This window comes from Flavivirga aquimarina, assembly GCF_030540835.1.
Classification (GTDB): Bacteria; Bacteroidota; Bacteroidia; order Flavobacteriales; family Flavobacteriaceae; genus Flavivirga; species Flavivirga aquimarina.
In genome coordinates this window covers 79,362-101,421 of record NZ_JAUOEK010000172.1, presented here as the reverse complement: position 1 = coordinate 101,421, position 22,060 = coordinate 79,362, and the positions used below count along the sequence as shown (strand labels likewise).

Genomic DNA, 22,060 nt, shown 5'->3' with positions numbered 1-22,060 from the left:
GGTACAATAGAAAAATACTTTTACTCTTCTGTAAAGTATATTCTTTAAAAAAATATCCTCTCTTTGTTTTGTTATAAGTCCAAAATATAAATGTGAGAAAAAGAAATAAAAAAATTGAAATGAGTACAAATAGTAAAGATAAAAGTTGGAATATTGAACACAAAACCCTCATAAGAAGCTAAAGGGCTATCCTAAAAAACTTCACTAAATTCACTACCATTGATATTGAACGGAATTAGACCAACACAGCTGACTACCGGTTGTAACAAAAAAATATTAAAACTCTTTTTTTATCTAATTCGCGTTTATTTTATTATCGGGTTTTCCATAATATTTTTAGCCTATTTTGGATTGGTTTTTTCAACTCCTGTAAGTATATATAAATATTATTCTTAAACTAGGATGTGGAGGTAACTATAAATGCTTACCTATGTTGTTTAAACACTTTACTTATAAGTATTGTGTACCATTCCCAAATAAAAGTGGGTATTTAAAATACAAAAAAGCATGTCATCTATCTTACTGGCCTCTTATTTTATTTATCTATTATTATCTTTTGAACATATACTTGTGCTCCATCTATCATTTTCATTATATACATTCCTGTATTTAATGTCCCTAATTGTATATTATTATTTCCTTTTTTTACAACCCCAGAATACACTTTTTGTCCTACTAAATTTAAGATTGACACATCTACTTCTTCTAATGTAGTAAGTTTTATATTAAGAACATCTTTTACTGGGTTGGGGTAAAAAACAACGCCTGATAATTTTTTTCCAATACTGCTTGTACTTAATACAGATCTAAATTGAAGCCAATTTAGATTATAAGCACCTCCTCCAAAATAAACATAAACATCTTGTATCCCAGTTACATCATTATTTACAGGAACAGTAACATTTTCCCAATTTGTCCATCCTCCTGTTGCAGGTACAGTAGCCGTAGCTATCATAGTACCATTAGTAGGGTCGTCTAGCATAACATTTACATAGCCATCTGTATTGTTCTGACCTGATAAACTCAACGTAACACCTACAGGACTATTAGATCCAAAATCTACGCTTCCATAACGAACCCAGTCCCCATCATGAATGGATCCAACATATTCATCGTCGTAGGTTACAACTCCTGATTTTTCACAGTGTTCTATAGCATCTATTTCGCTAAATGCATCAACAATTTCCAGGCATGGATCATTTCTGAAGTATAAATAATCAACATTAAAAAGAGATCCTGGTCCACCTACAAAAACAACGAAAAGGTCTTGAACACCAGAGACATCTTGTTCTGCATAATTGCTAAAGACTTCGTACTGATCCCAAGCTCCGGTATTAGTAATAGCAATGCTTCCCAATAATGGACCATCGACTGTACCTGTTCTTAATTCAACAGTGCCTCCTCCGGTTTTTGATGACGCAGCTACTTCGATGGAATTGTAGTTAACTTCATCAAAATCGACATTAGCCAATTTTAGATAATCTCCATTATGTATATAACCTACTTCTTGGTTATCGTTCAATAAATAAGCGAGTTGAACTCCTGAAGCCTCGCAATAATCTTCTAGTTGTATTGGCAATACAGGATCAATAGTTTCTGTACATAAATTCTTTTCAAAACTAATTTCGTCTACATTAAGCAGGAAACCGCCTGGGCCAGTGAAAACGAAATAGATGTCTGTAACCCCATCAAACGTTTCTGTTAAGTCTGCTGAAACCTCTTGATATATACCATAATTGGAAGTATTGGGCACTGCAATAGTTCCTAACAATGTTCCTGTTACACTCCCTCTTCTTATTTCTATAGATACTCCGTCTTTTTGTGAACTTGTCGTTGCTTTTACAGTTCCCATTCCACTTAAATCTATGCTGTTAAAACTAATCCAATCCCCATTATTAGTGTATGATACTGCATCGTTATTAATATCTATTGATTCGGTTTGAACTCCACTCATGCTATCATAGCATTCTGCTTCTAGATTATCTACTGTATTATTACAGGTAATAACAAAGTCACAGCTATTAATAGTAACATTATTTCCTGATCCATTATCTATCACTGGGCCACAACTAGTAATGGTATTCCCATTTGCTGATGCTTCTAGAATAATGGTATATTCTGTTTCGTTTACAATAGTTGAATTATCACCTGCAACAACTATGGCTTTCTTTTCCTTATCATCTAAAGGGCCATCTGTTCTATGAAAAACAAGGTTTTGATTATTTCCCAAAACATCAGCGATATTATGCATTCCTCCAGAATTTGGTGAAGGAATAATTGTCCACTCGGCAGTCATTCCACTTCTACCTAATCTATTGTCTCTTAAAGGCCCATTGGTAAAATTCCCTGCTGAGTTCTCCACTACGGCATTAGCTGGTAAGTTCCAATTTGTATTCCCACAATCGATAGCTGTACTATTTTTAACGGTAGCATTACCGCCTAAATACAATCTTATACCTCCTCTAGTTTTCTTAACTGTACAATTTTCAACGGTAACACTTCCTACTCCATTATACTGTCTAATACCATCTTCGCAAAGTGAATGTACTTCTCCTACAGTAAATGGAGCATTATCTTCATAAGGCAATTTGAACCCGGATAAAAAGGGTAAATCATACGGTTGATTTTCGTAATATAAATCTCCTGTAGGACGTGTTCGCCCTTCTACGTAAGTGTTTTTTATCACCGTTTCATCTGCTTCTCCTTGCATAAATATGGCATGACCAAAAGCGCGTTGTTGTACCTCAACATTATCAAGTGTATTTTTTTTACCGTTAATTAAAAGACCACATCGTTTGTCTAAACCAAATGTATTTACTTGGTTTATTCCATACATACTTCCATACCCATAAGGGAAAGAACCTCTTACTGTTAATTTAATCCCATTAATCAAATTATCTTCTCCGCTAACTTCTAAAACTGCTGCACCTCTAAGACCGTATGCTAAATTATCTCGATCTTGATTATAAGCACTAAAATCTGTCACCTCAGTCATATTATTCCTGTATACGTCTTCAATTTCTCCGCCAATAATCGTATTGTTATTACCAGAGACATGTATATAGGTGGTTCTTACGCTACCAACAGGGACGCTTATATGGGCGCCAGTAAGGTTAATATTATTGTTAGATCCCGAAACATCAATATCTTTGTTATCGCTAGCTAAATCGTCAAAATTATAGTTCCCTGCTGCTAATACAATTTCTTGATTACTCTGTTTTACGGCTGTGATTAGTTCTGCTAATGAATTAACAACCGTTTGCGCATTTGTTGAATATAACGGTAGTAACATGATGACTATCGTTATAAAATAATAGTTTTTTTTTATGTTTTTGAATTTAAACATATCAATAAGTTTTAAGTTTTTATTTCCCACCTCCGTTATATTATTATTTCTTTAATCATAAAATAATTACGGAGTTAATGTCCTATATATAGTTTGTTATAATTTTAATTCTTAATCAACTTAAACGTTCTGTTTAATTGCATTCCAACCAGATATCCAAGGTTCTTCGCCAGCAATAACTTTAGCTCTAATGAGAGTTAAATCATCAGCTGTAAACCAGCCTCCTGGATGGTTTAATTGAGCATAAGAACTTGTTAAATTTCGAAGTAATACAAGTATAAAAACAAGTCTTATTTTGATAATTGTTATCATAATATATTTTTAAAAAATTCACAATACACCTTTAACCTTAATTTTTTAAAAGCTTTTTGTGTCTATTAAAAAGCTCTTGAAAAATTAAATTTTAAAGACTCTAAAACGTTGTTTAATATTTAAACAACTTAAAAGTTTTGGTTAAATGATTGTCTTTTAATAAGATTAAATAAAAGTTTAGTATTTGATTTTAGAAATAAAATGATTCTTCATTATTATTACATATAAATACAACGATACCCTACTTGTTTTTATACTTTTTTTTAATTCTTAACCAACTTAAAGGTTTTGGTTAATTGATTGCCTTTCAATGAAATTAAATAAATCCCTTTTGAAAAATTGCTTAAATCAATGTTCATTTTCTGCATCTCGCTTGTAATAACGCCTTGCTTATTTACGCGTCCACTAATATCAAAGATGCTGTAATGACTGAATTTTGAGGTTGGTATAAGTACCGTTACATTATTAGAAACTGGGTTTGGATAATAACTAATTTGGTCATCTTTAATATTATCTGACACAGATAATGATTCGGTTTCTAAATAAAACCAGTTTACATTAAAACCGCCTGAAAACACAAAATACAAATCTTGTGTCCCAGATACATTTGAAGTATCGAGATTTCCATAGGCTGTTGCATATGTAGACCTACCTGTTCCTGGAAAAGTGATAGTTCCTAATAAAGCTCCTGTGGTTGATCCCACTCGAACTTCAATAGTTTTCTCTGCTGTATTTCTGGCAGATATTCTAGCTTCAATACGAACTACTCCTGTTAAATCTATAGCATTAAACATACACCAGTCACCACTATTGATGTTCACCACCGCCTATATCTGAAGTAGGTTCTGTTCTTATATAATCATCGGGATCTTCATCTATAAGAAGCCCCATAGCATCGTTATCTTCCGCTTGAAGAAAAAAAGGCTCTGGATCTGCTTCTACTAGTAATACTGTAAAATTATTTAGTTTGAATGCATCGTCTGCTCCATTAAATAAAATTTTTAAAGATTGCACGCCTTTTGATAATCTGACATCACTTATAACATTAAAATTTTTCCAATCTGTTAAACCTGTTGAATTTGGAGCACCAAAAGGAACTGCTACGTCTGATGTAATATCTGTTCCATTAAAACTAAATTTTATAGTGCCATTAGTATTAGCTGAAGCATAATTTATATTTATATCGTAAGTGCCATTAGATGGTACATTTACGGTATATGTTAACCATTCCCCGCTTTCTATACTGGTAAGATTAAATCCACCTCCAGTTAAAGATTCGATATCTATAGCTTCATCTGTTCTATACTGTCCGCCACTATTAGAAACTGTAAGATCATTGTATGTTCTTCCTTGTCCAGAAACCGTAGAATGATCGAAATTCTCTGCTTCAATAGTTCCTGGCAGTGCGTGTATTGAATATTCAGGCAAACCGTTTAAGTCAAATCCACTAATTGGCTCACCATAACATCCTTCTGGTCGTCGCGATGTAAGAGCGCCCCAACCTATTGCGCCATTTTGATGACCAGCTGCCTCATATCCAGACTCCTCAATAGACACATCTCGTGCTCGTGTTGTCCACTTTATTTCTTCTTCAGTTTTAAATCCGCGTCCTAAATAATGCGCTAAAGGCATTTCGAATATAGGTCGTACCTCAACAAACCCTCCAACATGTGTGGGACTAATCGATTTAGAATATACACGTTGAGATGCATTAAAACGTTGAGTAAACTCACCTGATGCAACTGTTGGAATCCAATGAGTCGTCTGATCAGGATATGATCTAAGATAAGACACATTGTATTTTGTAGTGTATTCGAGCCCCAATAACAATCTATCGTTGGCATGACTGTATAGATCGTCACCTTGATTCCATGCCATTTCTGCCATGGCACACAAATTTCCTATTCCGAAAAGAGTATGTTGTTGATCTCTTGAACTTTCTTGACACTGTCCATTCTCATAAATATAATTGGTCATCACTTCATTGTATCCAAAATCAGGTATTGAAGTACCTACAGTATAGTTATAAGTGTCTTCGTAATCCCCTACGTTAGAAATTGTAGTAGCCTGTGGTGGTCCTGGTGGATAAGGAAGGTCATCTGAACGGTGCGGTAATCCTTGTATGTATCTTAATGCCCGGTCATACATAATTTCGTTATCTAAGAATATACCCATAGCCATAACTGCCCTAAACCCTGCCAAACCTTGGTTACCATGCCTCACTGAATCTCCTTGATAGGCTTGCCAATAAAAAGATCCTGATACTCTACTAATGCTTGGAGGTACCACGGTAGTTGAATACCCCGGATAAACCAACATGTCTTTAAAATCTTGAATATCACTAGCAGCCCAACCGTTATAGGTACTTTTAATAATTTCGGCAGCCTCAATCATAATGTAAACGATACCACCACTCAAGGCTCGAGTACCTCTACTGGTTACGTTTTGTAAATTATTCCATGCATTGAATATTTCTATGGATTTTTCGGCATGTCTTGAATCGCCTGTAACATACCACCGGATGGCATTATAATATGCCGCTCTTATATCGCTATTCCACGCATCATAATTTGTACCGTCGTCGCGCCCTAATTCTATAAAGCTTTGATTTCCTCGTACGGTATAATTATAACTTGATTTTGAATCTGAAACCATTTCCTGATACGAGGTGTACCATGGATCTATTTTAGCTTCTACCATGTATTTTACACGGTCTAAGTCACTTAATTTATTCGTTATTCCTGGATGTACAAATTGCGCATGTACTAAAGAGCATGAGATAAGTAAAAGAAAAACAAAAATCGGACGTTTAAATAATCGACAATTATTTTCTAAATTAGAAGATATTTTTAGTTTCATGTTTAAAAGAGGGCTTAAAGAGTTCATAAAAAAACCTATGCACCCTCTTTAATTTTCAAACAACTATAATATTGGGTCGCAAGACAACAAAATTTATAAAAATTTAATTTAAATACTATAAATTATAGACTCTTGACAATAAACTATAGTTCATTTTTATATTTGCCCCTCAAAATACTTGCTTCTTAAATAATTTGGATAGTTATATTACTCCATTGCAACTCTTTAACAAGAGTAACATTGAAAAAATATTAAAAAATTAATTTAACAATGTGGTTATAACGCATAGATTAAAAATTTTTCATAAATCAATAAAAAATGAGCCTTTACAATTTCTCTACACTTACGTAATACGCTCCAAGTGTTTCTTCGGTATCCAAAGTAAACCAAGTCTGAAGTTTTGTGTCTCCTTTATTTAAATCTACTGTGAATTCTATAAACTCTGCACTTGGATCTACTTCTTCTATCAACTCAGTATCCTGAATAGCTAATTTTGCTTGCTTTATTGTTAAGGATTTACTCTTTTTACTTTCTGTGACACTTGTTCCTGGTATGGCAGGTCGTATAGGTGCTTTTGCATTCATAGTTAAATGTGTTTCTTCTGGCCACCTACGAAGCTTAAAAGAATATTTTCCACTTTCTGCTATTGAAATTAACCAATAGCCATTATCAATATATCCTGTTCTAATATGCCTTTGATGCCAAGGACTGGCTATTTTCTTAGTATGCCAATCGTGAGAAAATAAATGTGTTGGGTTTTCTGCATGGTGCCCAATAATAATTCTTGGTTGGTCTTGATAACCTGGCTCCAAATCTTTCCACCATTTGTTATAGGCCGTTTTAAATTCTTCCATTTTCTCTGGAAATTGGTCTGCTATATTTGTTCGTTGTTCTGGATCTTTTTCTAAATCATATAATTCTACGCCATCAATAAGTCTCCAATTATTTTGCATGAGTGCGGTTCTTCGCCATGGTTCTGGTACTTCGACACGCTGTGAATTAGTAATTACAATTCTGTCTTTAAAGTTTTCATTCTCACCATTTATTAGAGGTACTAAGCTTTTTCCATCAAATTTTATTTCTGGATTAATATTCAGCTTACATAAATCTACCAGCGTAGGAAAAACATCAAAATGGGCTGTTAATTCATTAACATCTTTACCTGTGGTTATGCCACCATCTTTCCAATGTATAAAAAGCGGAACGCGGTGTCCCCCTTCGTACATACTTGCTTTAATGCCTCGCATACCAGCATTATTACCTTTTACTACAAAACCATCTAAACGATGCCCTTCTACCTTCGCGCCCTTCGCCGTACCATTGTCTGTTGTAAATATGATAATGGTATTATCTTTCAGTTTTATGGCCTCTAAATAGTCTACCATCTTTCCAATATTTTCATCCACATTGGCTAGCAAACCATAAAAAGGGGCATTAGGAATATTTTCATTGTCTTTATAAGGGTCTGAATATTTATCTGCCACAAAATAAGGGGAATGTGCAGCATTGGTTGATAAATAACAAAAGAACGGTTTGTCTTGCTGTTGTCCTATGAATTTCTTTGCATTTTCAAACCAAACATCTGTACAGAAACCATCATATTTCTTTAATGTACCGTTGTGCCTATACATATCATCAAAATAATCGTTATCCCAATAATCCATGGTTTGTTCCATGCCTCCGCCGCCATGAATCAAAACCTCATCAAAACCTTTGTCTTGTGGCCGAAACGGATAATTATCTCCTAAATGCCATTTCCCAAAGATTCCTGTACTATAACCATTTTCTTTAAAAACCTGTGCCATAATTGTCTCTCTCTCTAAAATAAGAGAGCGTCCATTAACTGTATGCCAAACCCCTGTTCTGTTAGAATGATGTCCTGTAAGGAAAGCTGCTCGTGTTGGCGCACAGGTAGGACTAACATGGTAATCGGTAAATCTGGCACTAATGGCATGTAGCGCATCTATATGAGGTGTTTTTATCTCTTTATTCCCAAGACTTGCAATATCTCCATAACCTTGATCGTCTACCATGATAAGCAAAACATTAGGTTGCTTTTTTATGTCGTCATTACACGAAAAAAACGAGAATGACATTAATAGGAATCCAATAAAAAAAGTTACTTGTTTCATTTTGTTACTCACTTTGTTTTTACTAATTATCTTAAAATAGATTATAAATCTCAACTGATACTTTATTAATCAACGAACTCTTCCATTGGAATAACTTCGTCAAATTCCTTAATCTTGATGTTTCTATAATAAATTTCTGCGGTTTCAGATTGGAAACCGATTATCCCTTCTCCTGGATTTAAAATCGTATTTGATATTCAATTCCTGTTGGCTATATTTTGTCATCAATGACATGATAGTATACGCCAGCATCATATTGCCATTGTTCAAAATTATTTGCTATTTTACTTCCCCATTTATATTCAAATTTGAGAATGTATTTGCTGTATTTCTTTCTTGGGCGTTACACATTAGTACTACCAAATAAAAAATAGTCAGTAATATTGCTTTTACCATTATTTAGTCCTTTTTGAAATATAAAATACCACTGTACAAGGTTATTTATTTTTTAGTATAATTCGTATAAATCATCACTCAGGATATATAAATTATGAACCTATTACAATTAGTATCTAGTCAGGTAGGTTAATAATCTCTCCTGTATTTGTAAAAGCGGTCTCAGGTTGATTGTGAAAAACAGAAACTTAATGCTACATTTCAATTGATATCAATGAAAAAAAGGATAAAAAAATAACATTGTACAAAGCTTTTTTTGATGCTATGCACAATGTTATATTTTTATAACATTGAAAACTATAAATTATAGTTCCTTAACTTTTTACTACTTTTTTAAAGCTTTTTTGATAGCTTCTTTTACCAATGGTTCCATAACTTCATATCCTTTAGCATTAGGATGAACGGTATCTCTACCATATTCTTTTTTTAATCCTTTATGTGCATCAACCATTGATGAATAATAGTCTAAATAGACTATGTTGTTTTTTTCGGCGTAAGTTTTAATTAGGCTATTAAGCGCTTCTATTTTTTCTATAGGTTCTACAGAGGGACTCCAAGAGTAATTACTAGCGGGAAGTACTGAAGCTAATACTACTTTTATGTTATGAGTTTTTGCTAATTCTGCCATTGAAAAAATATTAGCAGCAATTTGTTCTATGGTTATAGGGCCTCTATTACCAGCAATATCATTTGTCCCAGCATGTATAACAACTGCTTTTGGATTTAAATCGATAACGTCTGGCTTGAATCGTAACAACATTTGTGAGGTTGTTTGCCCACTTATACCACGTCCTACAAAAGGATTCTTTTTGAAAAATTCCGGACTATATTTAACCCATTTTTCGGTTATTGAATTCCCCATAAAAACTACTCTGTTTTTATTTTTTGTTGAAGAAGCTTTCAATTTTATATTTGCTTTTTTATAACGTTTTAAATTAGCCCAATCATCATTTGGCATTAATTTTATTTTTATAACTGTCGCAATGTTATTAGGTGCTTTTTCTGGTAAGTGAATGGTTAAATTACCATCTATTAGTTTTGTCTTTAACTTGGTATATGGATCTGAAAGCAAAGTTGCTTGTCTTGGTTTAATAGTTCTATTTATTACTAACTTACCATCTTCTGGCCAATCAAAAACATGTGCATATATAAACCCATCTTTTGCTGTATATCGTCCCCATTCTGGTTTATCATATGGACTTGCAGAGGCTCCATAAATAGACTCTCCATTTTCTCTAGTCCAAACACCCATAGCTTTTAAGCGTTCTACACTTTCTGGTGGAAATTGACCTAAACCATCTGGACCTATGTTTAATAAAAAGTTACCGCCTTTTGAAACGATATCGATTAAGTTTTGAGTGAGCCTTTTACTGCTTTTCCATTTTTTATCTGATGGTTTATACCCCCAAGATCCATTCATCGTCATACACGATTCCCAATCTGAATCTATTCCTGTTGCTGGAATTTCTTGTTCTGGTGTACCAAAATCTCCAGCAAAATTGCCTTCAGCATCCATACCTTCCATCCCTTTTCGTCCTTTGTCTACTCTATTATTTATAATGGTATTAGGCTGTATTTCACGAATAAAATCATAAAACTCTTTCCCCATCTCTGTTGTGTAATCTGCAATCCAATCACCATCAAACCATACAACTCCTATATCTCCATAATTGGTTAATAATTCTTTAACTTGTGGTTTAAGGTAATTTTCATAGTACTTAGGAAATTCCGGGTTTACTACCGTTTGATCTTTTTGTCCTGCATTATAATTAGGGAACAAATTTCCTTGAGCTTGCGGGTGATGCCAATCTACTATAGAATGATAAAAACAAAATATAATACCTTGCTTTTTACAAGCCTCCGATAATTCTTTTATAACATCTCGCTTAAATGGTGATGAATCCATAATATCATAATCTGACACTTTAGAATCCCATAAACTAAACCCATCGTGATGTTTTGAGGTGATTACAATGTATTTCATCCCTGCATCTTTAGCCATTGAAACCCACTCGTCTGCATTAAATTTTACAGGGTTAAACATGGCTGGGAATTTCTCATATTCCTCAATAGTATAATCTAATTTATCCATAATCCATTCTGCACCTCCGCCACATATTTTACCATCTCTTTCTCCTCCAGGTATAGAATACACTCCCCAATGTATAAACATACCAAATTTGGAATCGCGCCACCATGCCATACGTTCATCATCTGACAGTTTTTTTACTTCAGAATTAGTTTGGGCAAGGCAGGAGCTACAGTTTAAAGTTGTAACTAATAAAATTAGAATTAATCTATTAAATGTTTTCATTTTTGATAGTTTATGAAGGTTTTTATTTTGTTTTTATGGTAATTTCCTTTTCTGATTGATTTCTCATAATTACCAAATCTAATTCGTCTGTTTTATTATGAGCTGCACTAATCTCAAAAAAGTCTTTTATGTTTTTAACTTCTTTTCCTGCTGCTTTTAGTATAACATCGCCTTTTTTTATACCATCTCCTTGCGCTGCTGGACTAGGTTTCCATACACGAAGTATAATAACACCCTCTGCTGTATTTAACCCGTAAGCAGATTGTTCTTGTTCAGATTCTACGCTTTTAAGATTGTTTCGTAACCAAGCAACCACTGGAGCGCTTTCTTCACCCTTTTTTAAAGGATCTTTTAAATCTGGTATTTCTGGTGTTTTGGCTATGGCCTTTAAATCTGATTTTTTAACACCAAACTGATCCATCGGAAAGTTTTTAAAACCAACTTTAAATGCTGGCGAATTTTCAGAAATTGTAAAATCTAGATTCGCGGGGTCTTTAAATAAGGGGTCTCCAAATGTGCTATTTTTATCTCTATCGTAAATTTGGGATTTCATCATAGATACTTCTGTTGGAAAAAAATTATAATCCAATTCTTTTCCCCAGCCTTTTAAACCAACATCTTGATAAGCATCACCAACAATGTTATGTTTAAAGACATCTTCACTTTTCTCAAACCATACATGTGGATGTAAAGAGTTATTTACTATAATATTATTTTCGGCAACTCTATTAAAGCCTTCACGTAATTTAAGACCACTATTTAATAATAAATTATTATAAATATGATAGTTAGACGATCCATCATCTAAATCAATATCCCAACCATGATCGCAACGAAAACGGTTATTGCGAATAATCGTTGTTTTTATAGCGTCCCATTTAGGCATATTGGGGTTTGCTGTTGTTAAATTATCCATAATATGGCGTTTTGGATGCCAAAAACGGTCTCTACCCCAAGAGTTAAACGAACCATGATCACTGGTTTCTAACACGGTATTAAACACATCATTATATTCTAAAATATGCCCTCCCCAGGTGCCATCGCCAATGTTTATTCCAGCACGAGGCACATCATAAATACTATTATGACTTACTGTAATATCCATAGCCATAGATATTTGAACGCCTGCGGTTTGTTTTTCAAGCCTACCTATTCTATATATTAAATTATCTTCTACTAAACATGCTCTTGGGTATAATTCATTTTTTGGTCCAGAAATAGTATCCATTTTTGTCACTGGAATATATTCGCCATAATTGAATGACGGTGATCTTACCGCTGATGGATCTCCAATAAATGAGATGGCACTGGCACCACAATCATGTATATGGTTTCCAATAATTTGAAGGTCTTTATTATACTTGCTAGCCATTATAACATTGCCTCCTAAATTGGCGAATTCACTATTTTCTACTTTACAAGTTTCTGTGCCTTCAAAGAAAAGTGTACTGCCTCTATAAATAGTCCAATCGCTTCGCAATAAAGGTTCAAAATCTTCCATAAAAGTACGTCTGGTATTTTCGAATTTTATGCCGCTAATGGTTACATTTTTTACTGGATTTCCTAAAGTACCTATCACCTGTATTAAATCTTTTAATGCCGATACCTCAACTTTAGATGTTTTAAGTGATACCTCTGTTGTTGGCCAATAATAGAGTTTATTATTATGTTTATCTAAATACCACTCGCCAGGGTTATCCAATTCTTCAAAAACATTTTCAACCATACGGTATTCCTTGTGGGGTTTAGATCCTCTATTGTTTTGATGCCCTCCTTTCAAAATAGCCGTTCCGTCTTTGTTTACGCCTGTAATTTCAAAATGAAACCCACCCCATCTACCTCTGTGTAACGCATGAAAATAAGTACCTTCTGGTTTTTCCCATGATGCTACTCGCTCTTTCGATATCGCGTCTTCTGCATACCCTTGCCAATAATGAGCTTCTTCATTATAATTTGGGTAACGTGCTAAAATTTGAGGTGTGCCGTTAATAACTAATTGGTCGAAGTTTGAGTTTTTGGGTACAGAAGCAACATAAATATTATCATTATATTTATTCCACTCCAATGTTAAAAGCCTAGAGCCTTTAATGGTAACTTCGAATGTATCTGAGCCTTTTAGGGTTATACCATTTAATTGAGGCGTGATTTGTATTGCTTCAGATAAATAATAATCTCCTGGCAATATATTTATAATTATACTGGTATTAGGGGCTTTTAATTTTAGGTCACTTGCTTTTTTTATTGCTTCTTCTATACTTGGTAATGGATGTTGTTTTGATCCATCATTATTTTTAACACCTTCTTTTGATACAAAAAATACTTTATTATTTTCTTGTGCCACACAAGAAAAAGCTACAACAACTATAGTTAATAAAACGATTATTTTCTTCATATTTATTTTATTGTACTTTTTCCTTTTAAATAACCGATTGATTGTAAAAACAAATCTGCTTCGTGTACCGTCTCAATATAACATCTATCTCCTTCTTGTCTTCCTTTATTTAAAAACAACTTCTCCTTTTTCATAAGCTTCTGATAATCTAAACTCAATTTGTTTACTATATCTACTCATAACTGCTTGTCTTACCTCCAACAATTTATTGCCTTTATACAACCTTATTTCAGCCGATTTTTTATTGTTCAAAAAGGGTATTCTAATAAGCGCTGGTGCATTGTTTTGAAACTGATATCCGCTTTCTATATTTTCAAAAGATATCGTTACGGGGTCTCCTGATGATATAATCTCCCACCCGTTTTGCTCATATTTATACATGCCAGAAACAAACAAAAAGTCCATCGAATTTTTGTTTTTTAACTGCCTAGCTATAGAAAAAAGTCCTTTTTGATAAAATTCGCCATTTTTAACAGCATCATTTTCTGTTGTATTTAAAACCATTCTGTCTACTGTTGTTTTATCGCTCAATAAAACATCTATAACCTGTGTTTCTGGGTTATCTTTAAAGTTTAAATACGTTACATTTTCAATAGGATTTTCGGTTCCTTCAATATAAGGATTAAATACCAATGCAAATGGGTTTTCCCAAGCGGCAGCTTCTCTTTTTAAAATTAAAGTAGCCATAGGATTATTTACTATTTCTTTTGGAGCTGTACCGCTTGATGTAGCTTTAGATTTAGGCGATTTTACCGAATACACACTTTGATCTTCATTCCCTTTTACCCATATTTTCATTACATTATTTGGCGATTCTTTGCTTTCTATTTGGAACTGGGCCTGAACATCTTTTGGGGTTTCAATTTTTGTTTTATCCGTTAAATAATCATAGCCCTTTATATCGCCTTGATGTGATCCAAAATCATCTGTTTTAGATAATTTCAATTCATTCTTATTCTGGAATATTTGCAGTGATTGCCCTAAGTTATGGTAAAAGTAATCATGCCTTTGTTTTCCTGGTTCTTGCTTTTTAGATCGAAATATATCTACAATATAATTTTTATTAGAATTTGATTTAATGATGGCAGTAAATCGCTGCTGGTTAGATTTTGTCTTTGGTTCGAAAAAAGACACTTTGGAAAAGGTTATTTTATCGAAAATTGGAGTCTCACCTAATTCTGGAAAATAGTTATCCAACTCAAATGGATGGTATCCTCGCATGGCATCATAATCTGAAGCACCATCTACAACTACTGTATTATGTGCAGGAAAACGGGAATAATATTCTCTATGATCGGAGTGCCAATAGCTGGATCCTTTCCCCATATCTGGTCCTAAAACATACTTATTAGCAAATAACTCTATAGAGATTCCATTAACGTGTGAATGGTTTCCATAAGACCCTACTGTTGAAACCATTACAGCATTATCTCCTTGTCCCAACCTTTGGTTAAACATACTCACATTTGAGGCATAAAAAGTAGGAGAAATGAGCTTCTTTGCTTCTGCTTTATCCTTATTTGTTTCATCTTTTTTTATTTTATCTACATAAAAAAACAATTCAAATAAATTACCCGTTTTTCTTTTATATTTTCCTTCATCTAACATGGTATGAAGTAAACCAGAAATTAAAAGTTCTTTTTCTTCTTGTTTATATTTCTCATAGTTCGATATTAAAAGTTCAAAATTTTTGGGAGGAATTATTTTATGTGCAGAATCTCCAAAACCAACAATATAACCACTAGGAAATAAATATTGAAAAGAAGCTAGTGCTGCCTTTTCTATAATAGGGAAATTGGAAAGCTCATTGGTATTTGTAAAATTATCGAGTAGTGTAATAATTTCCAATAACGATGTAATAACATGCGTTGAATAGGATGCACATTCTGGCCACATTCCTGTTTCTTGGTCGTAAACTAGAAGTGATTCTTTTATAGACAGTTGTCTTTCGGTTGATTTATCGAATGTATGCTCTAAGAAATATTCTCTTCCTTTACCATTCTTGTAGTTTTCATTGGGTTCTAATACTAAAGCGACATAAGTTAAAAAACGGGCTTGAAAAAGGTTCCAATTATTATCTGGAATACCATTAACTATAATTTGATCTCCCCATTTTTGAAAAACAGCAACCGCATTTGAAAGATCTATCTTTTCTTTTTTAAAATAATTAAATAGAAAATCGTAAGTAGTTACAAGATGTAAAAGAATTTTTTCATGAATAACCTCGAAAGTCGCCAAACCAGAAATACGTTGTTGGTTAGAATTCTTTATATCTATAGGAGCATCTCTATGATACATCCCTTCTATATATTTTAAAAATACTGGAGTTGCAAACTCTGCATATTTTTTATCGCCTGTGACCCAATATAAAAAAGCGGCATCTTCTACCAAACTCATTACTTTTCTGTTAATACCTTCTATAGAATGTCCAGATTTAGAAGGATGTACCCATTCCTTTTTTCCTGTTTTTTTATGCTCTAAATAGACGCCTCTTGGATCATCTAAATACGGAATAACATTTTCAAGTTTTGGTTGCTTATAATCTGTTGCCCAATCTCTAGTTCCGGAAAAACGAACTGTAGGTACTGGAGCTTTTCCAGAAGAATACGAAAAATTACCACCATCTAAAAACACTTTACTATGTTTTGTTTTCCAGTTCATTTGCAATCTTGAAACCAGCCAGTTGGGGTCATTTTGACAAAATTTCAAATACTTTTCAAGGTTTTGGGTTTTCTTTTCAACAAAACTCTTTTTCCACGCAACATCTTTAATTCTTTGAAGGAATTCATCTTTAGAATCATTGGTTGTGTAAATTCTTGGATGCGCATTTGTTTGTGCTATTAATACGCTGATATTCAAAAACACACATGCCACTACAAAAGCAGCTTTAGTATACATGTTTATCTTTCTATAATTAATTTTTTTATACAACACTTATATTTATCCTTTTTAATATGAATGATTGAATCGTTATTTTTATTAAGAACTCATCTTGACTTTTTCTTCAATTTTTGTTAAGCCATGTCACAAATATTATACCTAAACTGTTATTTAATTTCTTAATTTCGTTTATAAATATGACTATCTGTTTATAGGTTTTCATATTCTATTTTGAATTAATCTTATTTGGATTTACTATTAAAAAAATTATCAAAAAAAACCATTTGATAGATTATAGAATGACTCCAATATTTATTTGTATGTCCACCTGGTCGTTCAATATAATCGTGTGGAATGTTACGTTCTAATAATTTGTTATGAAGTCTTAAATTATCATCATAAAAAAAGTCATCAACACCACAATCAAAAAGAATTTTTAAATTTTTACCATTTAATAAGTAAACTAAATTAATAACTGTATTTTCTTCCCAGTTTTTTGGATTTTCGGCATAAGTTCCTAACCGTTTAGCAATCTCCCACTTTAAAGAAAAAGGTCTAATATCAACGCCGCCACTCATGCTCGCTACTACACCCCAGATATCGGGATGTTTAAATGCTAAATACAGTGCGCCATGACCACCCATACTATAACCAGTTATTGCTCTATTTTTATTATTTGCTAATGTGTTATACGCTGTATCGATCTCTGCTACTAATTCTTTTGAAATATAAGTTTCATATTTCATTTTGGAATCGATAGGACTATCAAAATACCAACTGGTTTTATGACCATCTGGACAAACTATAATAACATCATATAAATCGGCATAGGTCTTAATATTTGGAGCCTTTTCTAACCAAGCTTCGTGATTACCTCCTGCTCCATGTAATAGATAAACAACTGAATACGCTTTTCCTTTTTTTGAATAAGAGTCTGGGGTAATTACGACATTCTTTATCTCTTTGTGCATTGATTTGCTATACACTACAAGTGTGTCTACGTTTGAGGCAAATGTTGTAACTACAAAAAGAAATAATACTACGAAATTTAGTATGGCTTTCATACTGCTAGAATTACTATTTCTTTAGCATTACATCTTCTAATTCTTCTAAAGTTTTCCCTTTTGTTTCTGGCATCACAAAAGCAACAAATAATAATTGAAATACCATCATTACTGCAAAAAACAAGAATACTAGTCCTGGACCAATTGCGGGGTGATTAAACAAAAATGGGATTGATGAAGGAATAATCCATGCCAAAATCCAATGTGTTGAACTTCCGAAAGCTTGACCTGAAGCTCTTAAATGGTTCGGGAAAATTTCAGAAATAAATACCCAAATAACAGCACCTTGCCCAATGGCATGAGCTGCAATAAATAGGAATAAAAATATAGGAACCATCATACCTGTCCACCCTAAGAAGAATGCTGCCGAAACCAAACTTAAAGATATAATATAACCGATAGAGCCTAAATACATTAGGGTTTTTCTTCCTAATTTATCTATTAAAAACATTCCCAACAATGTAAAGATAAGATTAGTTACACCTATACCTACACTACTTAACAGCGCTATACTTTCTCCTAACCCAGCTTCTTCAAAAATTCTTGGTGCATAGTATAGAAAAGCATTTATCCCAGAAAACTGATTAAAAAACGCAATTAAAAAAGCTAACATTAAAGGAAATTTATATTTTTTCATAAAAATATTCTCAGACTTATTACTAGTCGATGCATGACTTTGAAACTCTTGCAATTGTGCTTCAATATTAGCTTCTGGATTTATTATTTTTAAAACTTCTTTTGCTTCTTCTATTCTTCCTTTAGTTGCAAGCCACCTTGGACTTTTGGGCACACCTAATGCAAATAAAATATATAATACTGCAGGAATCGCTTCAACACCTAACATCCACCTCCAAGCATTTTCACCTAAACCACTCAACAAATAATTAGACATAAAAGCAATTAAAATACCAAACACGATGTTAAATTGGTACATAGCAACTAAACGTCCTCTGTTTTTTGCTGGAGCAATTTCAGAGATATAAGCGGGCGCTGCAATAGTTGAGGCTCCAACACCTAGGCCTCCTATAAATCTAGCAATAGCAAAAAACCAAGGGTCGTTAGCAAAAGCCGAACCTATTGCAGATATAGCAAATAAAACACCTATAACAATTAATGTGTTTTTACGTCCGTATTTGTTTGTTGGAAACCCTCCAAAAATTGCCCCAACTACAGTACCTGCAAGCGCAGCTCCCATAACTACCCATCCATGAAAAGAATCTGAAGATTCCCATAAAAGTTGTAATTTTTTATCTGCTCCGGAAATCACTACAACATCAAACCCAAATAAAAAACCTGCAAGGGCTGCTGTAATAGACCATAATACTATTTTTTTGTTCATCTTATAATAGGTATTAATTAGTTTATAATTATTAAATTTTATTTTAATGGGATTACCATATTCCAAGTTTTTGTCCCTTTTCCAAATCCTCCTGGACCATCCATAGTTGCAAAAAAGATATGTGTTGGTTTTCCATTTTCAACAAAAACAAATGGACGTTCTAATTGTCCTTGCTTAATAGTTTTACCATCATTCCACTTTACGGTTTTTGTGTATGCTTTAGGATACTCATCGATCACCCAATTAATACCATCTTTTGAGTGTGCCAAAAGACCATCACCTGCATGCCCCGTTATTTTGCCTCTTTGATCTTTAGCTATCATATGATACCCTTCGTTATCGCTCCATAAATGGGGGTCTTCAATTTCGCCAAAACGTTCCATAGAAAATAATGGAGTATCACCTATAACAGTATATGGACCATCAAATGATGGTGCGGTAGCCACTCCAATACTCATATCGCTATGCTTTATTTCATCTTCTTTATAACTTCTACCTTTAAAAAGCAAAACCACCGACCCGTCTTTTTTAATTAATGGAGACGGATTTGAAGTTAAAAAACTATAATACGTATTAGGTTTTACATCTAATATAGGTGCATCTAATCGTTTCCATGGTCCGTATGGGCTTTTTGATGTTGCAATGCCAATACGTTTTCCCCATCTGCCAGCTATACACCATTTACTAGATAAATCAAATTCATGACTATTTTTTTTGGTAACATCTTCGTAAGGATGCGTAGACCCCATGTAATACAAAATATAAGTGTCTTTATACTTTACAATTTTAGGATTGTGGCATGATTTTCCATCCCAATATTGAGTTCCTCTAGCTCCTAAAGCAACATCTTCATATTTATAAGGTCCTTCGGGCGTTTCGGAAACAGCGTGTACAATTTCTGAAGCTATCATCCAACCTGGGTGAAAAGGCAACATTTTTGGCCAACGTGATGCAAACATGTGATATTTACCATCATCTCCTTTTATTACGGAGCTTCCCCAAACCCAATAATCTTTCATCTCTAAACCTCCATAAATGGGGGCTTCATTGAGGTTATTTAATATCGGATTTTGGGTATAGGAAAGCGTAGTGCACACAACAAATAATAGTATGCTTAGATTTTTTTTTATAGCAAACTTCATGAGATACTTTTATGTTAGTACAATCATTGCTTAGCAAATTTTTAAAATAATCTTATTTTGATTGTTTAGGCTTTAGGGTGACTCTTTTCATATTAACTGCTTTCCACTTATTTGCTACAGGTAGCATGGAAATTTCATAATAACCTACTTTATCAATAGCAAAACTGCCTAATTCTACAACTTTAAACTTTTTAGAATTACCACTTGCAGGAATTTTAATATTTTCAGATTTACCATTAAAAGTAAGTGTTATTTCAGTATCGTTATTTCCTGCAAATTCTGCACTTATATCAACCATACCACCTGGTTTTTCTATTGTGAATGTCCAGTATACACGTGCTGTTTCACTTTCCCAACTACTCACACAATCCTTACGTTCATCATATTGCGCTCCAGGACCTTGCAAATTCTCATATTGTGCACGAAATGCAGGTAATGTTACTACGCCTTCATCATCTTGCCCCAATGGTTTTTGCGGAAGTGCATTGGGTAGCTCTTTTAATTTTAATACTATGACAGAAGCAATAGCATCAGGAGCATTCCCTGTTAACTGTACTTGTATTCCTTCTCCTAAAGGTATTGCATTAAAAGTTCTGCTTTTATCTGATAACAAATAACAGGCTTCTACTTGATTATTAAGTCTAATAGGAAGCGATGCACCGTCAGCCCAATCATATACGTGTAAGTATAATAGCCCTCTATTGTCAATGGTCTTCATTGTAATTCTTCCCCATTCTGGCTCATCTGCACATGGGCTTGCCTCTGTGCCATAAATAGCTTCACTATTTGTATTCATCCATGCTCCTATAGCTTTTAATCTATCTGTTGCTTCAGACTTTATCGTTCCTTCTGAGGTTGGACTTACATTAAGTAAATAGTTCCCTCCTTTACTACTTTGGTCTATTAGATTACGAATTAGCGTTGTTATAGATTTGAAATTATTATCATCACTACGGTATCCCCAACTACCACTAATAGGTTGACACAATTCCCAATATTTTGCTTCTGGTGTGCGTCTTGGACCATGTCTTTCAAAAGTTTTATGGTCTCCGGGATACGCCTCTCCTAAACGGTCGTTAGTTATAATTTTTGGTTGCAAAGCTGTGGTTATATGATATAAACTATCTACAACTTCTTTTGTCATTTTACGTGGTGTATCCCACCAAAAAATAGCAATTGGTCCATATTCAGTCAATAATTGTTTAACTTCTGGTAGTGCTTTTTCATACACATAGGCATCACTACTTACGCGTTCAATAGTTTTATCCCAGTTATTCCCCATACCTCCTGGATGATGCCAATCCTGCGCTTGAGAATAATAAAATCCGAATTTAATACCTTGCTCCTGACATGCTTTTGCCAACTCTTTTAAAACATCGCGCTTAAAAGGTGTGGCTTTTACAATGTTATATGGACTAGCTTTAGAATTAAACATAGAAAACCCATCATGATGCTTAGCCGTAATGACCATATATTTCATACCAGCTTCTTTAGCTAAGGCTACAAATTCTTTTGCATTGAATTTTGTTGGGTTGAATTCATTAGCAAATGTCTCATATTCAGCAATAGGAATCTTTCCTCTATTCATAATCCATTCGGCACTATTCTTTTGCGGTTCTCCTTTATAAAAACCTGCTGGAATGGAGTAAATACCCCAATGAATAAACATTCCGAAACGTGCCTCTTTCCACCATTCCATACGTTCTTCATCAGTAATCTGTTTAACTTCCTCTTCTAATTGAGTTTGGCTTTGAACTTCCTTACAACTTGAATTAAAAATTAAAATAAGACCTATAAATACTAAAATTAGTTTTCTCATCTTTATTATTTATCAACATTTATTTGCTATCTAATCTATTGAATTCTCATACTATTAGTAAAAAA

Annotated in this window: 12 protein-coding genes; all 12 read right to left on the bottom strand. The window is 33.5% G+C overall.

Going from position 1 to position 22,060, the window contains the following annotated elements; all coding sequences use genetic code 11:
- Nucleotides 1-535: 535 nt before the first annotated feature.
- A complete protein-coding gene (locus Q4Q35_RS18385) occupies nucleotides 536-3,346 on the bottom strand; it encodes a carbohydrate-binding protein (RefSeq protein WP_303279486.1) in 2,811 nt (936 codons plus the stop codon).
- Nucleotides 3,347-3,466: 120 nt separating this feature from the next.
- Entirely contained in the window at nucleotides 3,467-3,658 is a 192-nt protein-coding gene (locus tag Q4Q35_RS18380; protein ID WP_303279485.1) for a hypothetical protein, read from the bottom strand.
- A 263-nt stretch (nucleotides 3,659-3,921) separates the two neighbouring features.
- Nucleotides 3,922-4,479, bottom strand: coding sequence for a carbohydrate-binding protein (locus Q4Q35_RS18375; RefSeq protein ID WP_303279484.1), 558 nt, complete (start codon nucleotides 4,477-4,479; stop codon nucleotides 3,922-3,924).
- Nucleotides 4,466-6,517, bottom strand: a complete 2,052-nt coding sequence (locus tag Q4Q35_RS18370) for a carbohydrate-binding protein (protein WP_303279483.1) — start codon at nucleotides 6,515-6,517, stop codon at nucleotides 4,466-4,468. The genes Q4Q35_RS18375 and Q4Q35_RS18370 overlap by 14 nt, the downstream gene beginning before the upstream one ends.
- A gap of 326 nt (nucleotides 6,518-6,843) precedes the next feature.
- Entirely contained in the window at nucleotides 6,844-8,649 is a 1,806-nt protein-coding gene (locus Q4Q35_RS18365) for an arylsulfatase (RefSeq protein ID WP_303279482.1), read from the bottom strand.
- 721 nt (nucleotides 8,650-9,370) lie between these two features.
- Complete coding sequence (locus Q4Q35_RS18360; RefSeq protein ID WP_303279481.1) at nucleotides 9,371-11,359, bottom strand: alpha-L-fucosidase; 1,989 nt, start codon at nucleotides 11,357-11,359, stop codon at nucleotides 9,371-9,373.
- Between the two features lie 22 nt (nucleotides 11,360-11,381).
- On the bottom strand, nucleotides 11,382-13,751 hold the full coding sequence (locus Q4Q35_RS18355; protein ID WP_303279480.1) for a PDZ domain-containing protein: 2,370 nt from the start codon (nucleotides 13,749-13,751) through the stop codon (nucleotides 11,382-11,384).
- A gap of 105 nt (nucleotides 13,752-13,856) precedes the next feature.
- Nucleotides 13,857-16,649 carry a heparinase II/III domain-containing protein gene (locus tag Q4Q35_RS18350; RefSeq protein ID WP_303279479.1) on the bottom strand — a complete coding sequence of 931 codons (2,793 nt, stop codon included), beginning with the start codon at nucleotides 16,647-16,649 and terminating at the stop codon, nucleotides 13,857-13,859.
- A 224-nt stretch (nucleotides 16,650-16,873) separates the two neighbouring features.
- Nucleotides 16,874-17,695: an alpha/beta hydrolase gene (locus tag Q4Q35_RS18345; protein ID WP_303279478.1), complete on the bottom strand. Its 822-nt coding sequence runs from the start codon at nucleotides 17,693-17,695 to the stop codon at nucleotides 16,874-16,876.
- A 13-nt stretch (nucleotides 17,696-17,708) separates the two neighbouring features.
- Nucleotides 17,709-19,034 (bottom strand): sugar porter family MFS transporter, encoded by a 1,326-nt coding sequence (locus Q4Q35_RS18340; protein WP_303279476.1) that lies wholly within the window; start codon nucleotides 19,032-19,034, stop codon nucleotides 17,709-17,711.
- 38 nt (nucleotides 19,035-19,072) lie between these two features.
- A complete protein-coding gene (locus Q4Q35_RS18335) occupies nucleotides 19,073-20,176 on the bottom strand; it encodes a glycoside hydrolase family protein (RefSeq protein WP_303279475.1) in 1,104 nt (367 codons plus the stop codon).
- A 52-nt stretch (nucleotides 20,177-20,228) separates the two neighbouring features.
- Nucleotides 20,229-21,995, bottom strand: a complete 1,767-nt coding sequence (locus tag Q4Q35_RS18330) for an alpha-L-fucosidase (protein ID WP_303279474.1) — start codon at nucleotides 21,993-21,995, stop codon at nucleotides 20,229-20,231.
- Nucleotides 21,996-22,060 lie beyond the last annotated feature (65 nt).

Bases quoted from the DNA above. Each gene is read 5' to 3' on its own strand.
- Q4Q35_RS18385 (WP_303279486.1), bottom strand. From the start codon at position 3,346: ATGTTTAAATTCAAAAACATAAAAAAAAACTATTATTTTATAACGATA.
- Q4Q35_RS18380 (WP_303279485.1), bottom strand. From the start codon at position 3,658: ATGATAACAATTATCAAAATAAGACTTGTTTTTATACTTGTATTACTT.
- Q4Q35_RS18370 (WP_303279483.1), bottom strand. From the start codon at position 6,517: ATGAAACTAAAAATATCTTCTAATTTAGAAAATAATTGTCGATTATTT.
- Q4Q35_RS18365 (WP_303279482.1), bottom strand. From the start codon at position 8,649: ATGAAACAAGTAACTTTTTTTATTGGATTCCTATTAATGTCATTCTCG.
- Q4Q35_RS18360 (WP_303279481.1), bottom strand. From the start codon at position 11,359: ATGAAAACATTTAATAGATTAATTCTAATTTTATTAGTTACAACTTTA.
- Q4Q35_RS18355 (WP_303279480.1), bottom strand. From the start codon at position 13,751: ATGAAGAAAATAATCGTTTTATTAACTATAGTTGTTGTAGCTTTTTCT.
- Q4Q35_RS18350 (WP_303279479.1), bottom strand. From the start codon at position 16,649: ATGTATACTAAAGCTGCTTTTGTAGTGGCATGTGTGTTTTTGAATATC.
- Q4Q35_RS18345 (WP_303279478.1), bottom strand. From the start codon at position 17,695: ATGAAAGCCATACTAAATTTCGTAGTATTATTTCTTTTTGTAGTTACA.
- Q4Q35_RS18340 (WP_303279476.1), bottom strand. From the start codon at position 19,034: ATGAACAAAAAAATAGTATTATGGTCTATTACAGCAGCCCTTGCAGGT.
- Q4Q35_RS18335 (WP_303279475.1), bottom strand. From the start codon at position 20,176: ATGAAGTTTGCTATAAAAAAAAATCTAAGCATACTATTATTTGTTGTG.
- Q4Q35_RS18330 (WP_303279474.1), bottom strand. From the start codon at position 21,995: ATGAGAAAACTAATTTTAGTATTTATAGGTCTTATTTTAATTTTTAAT.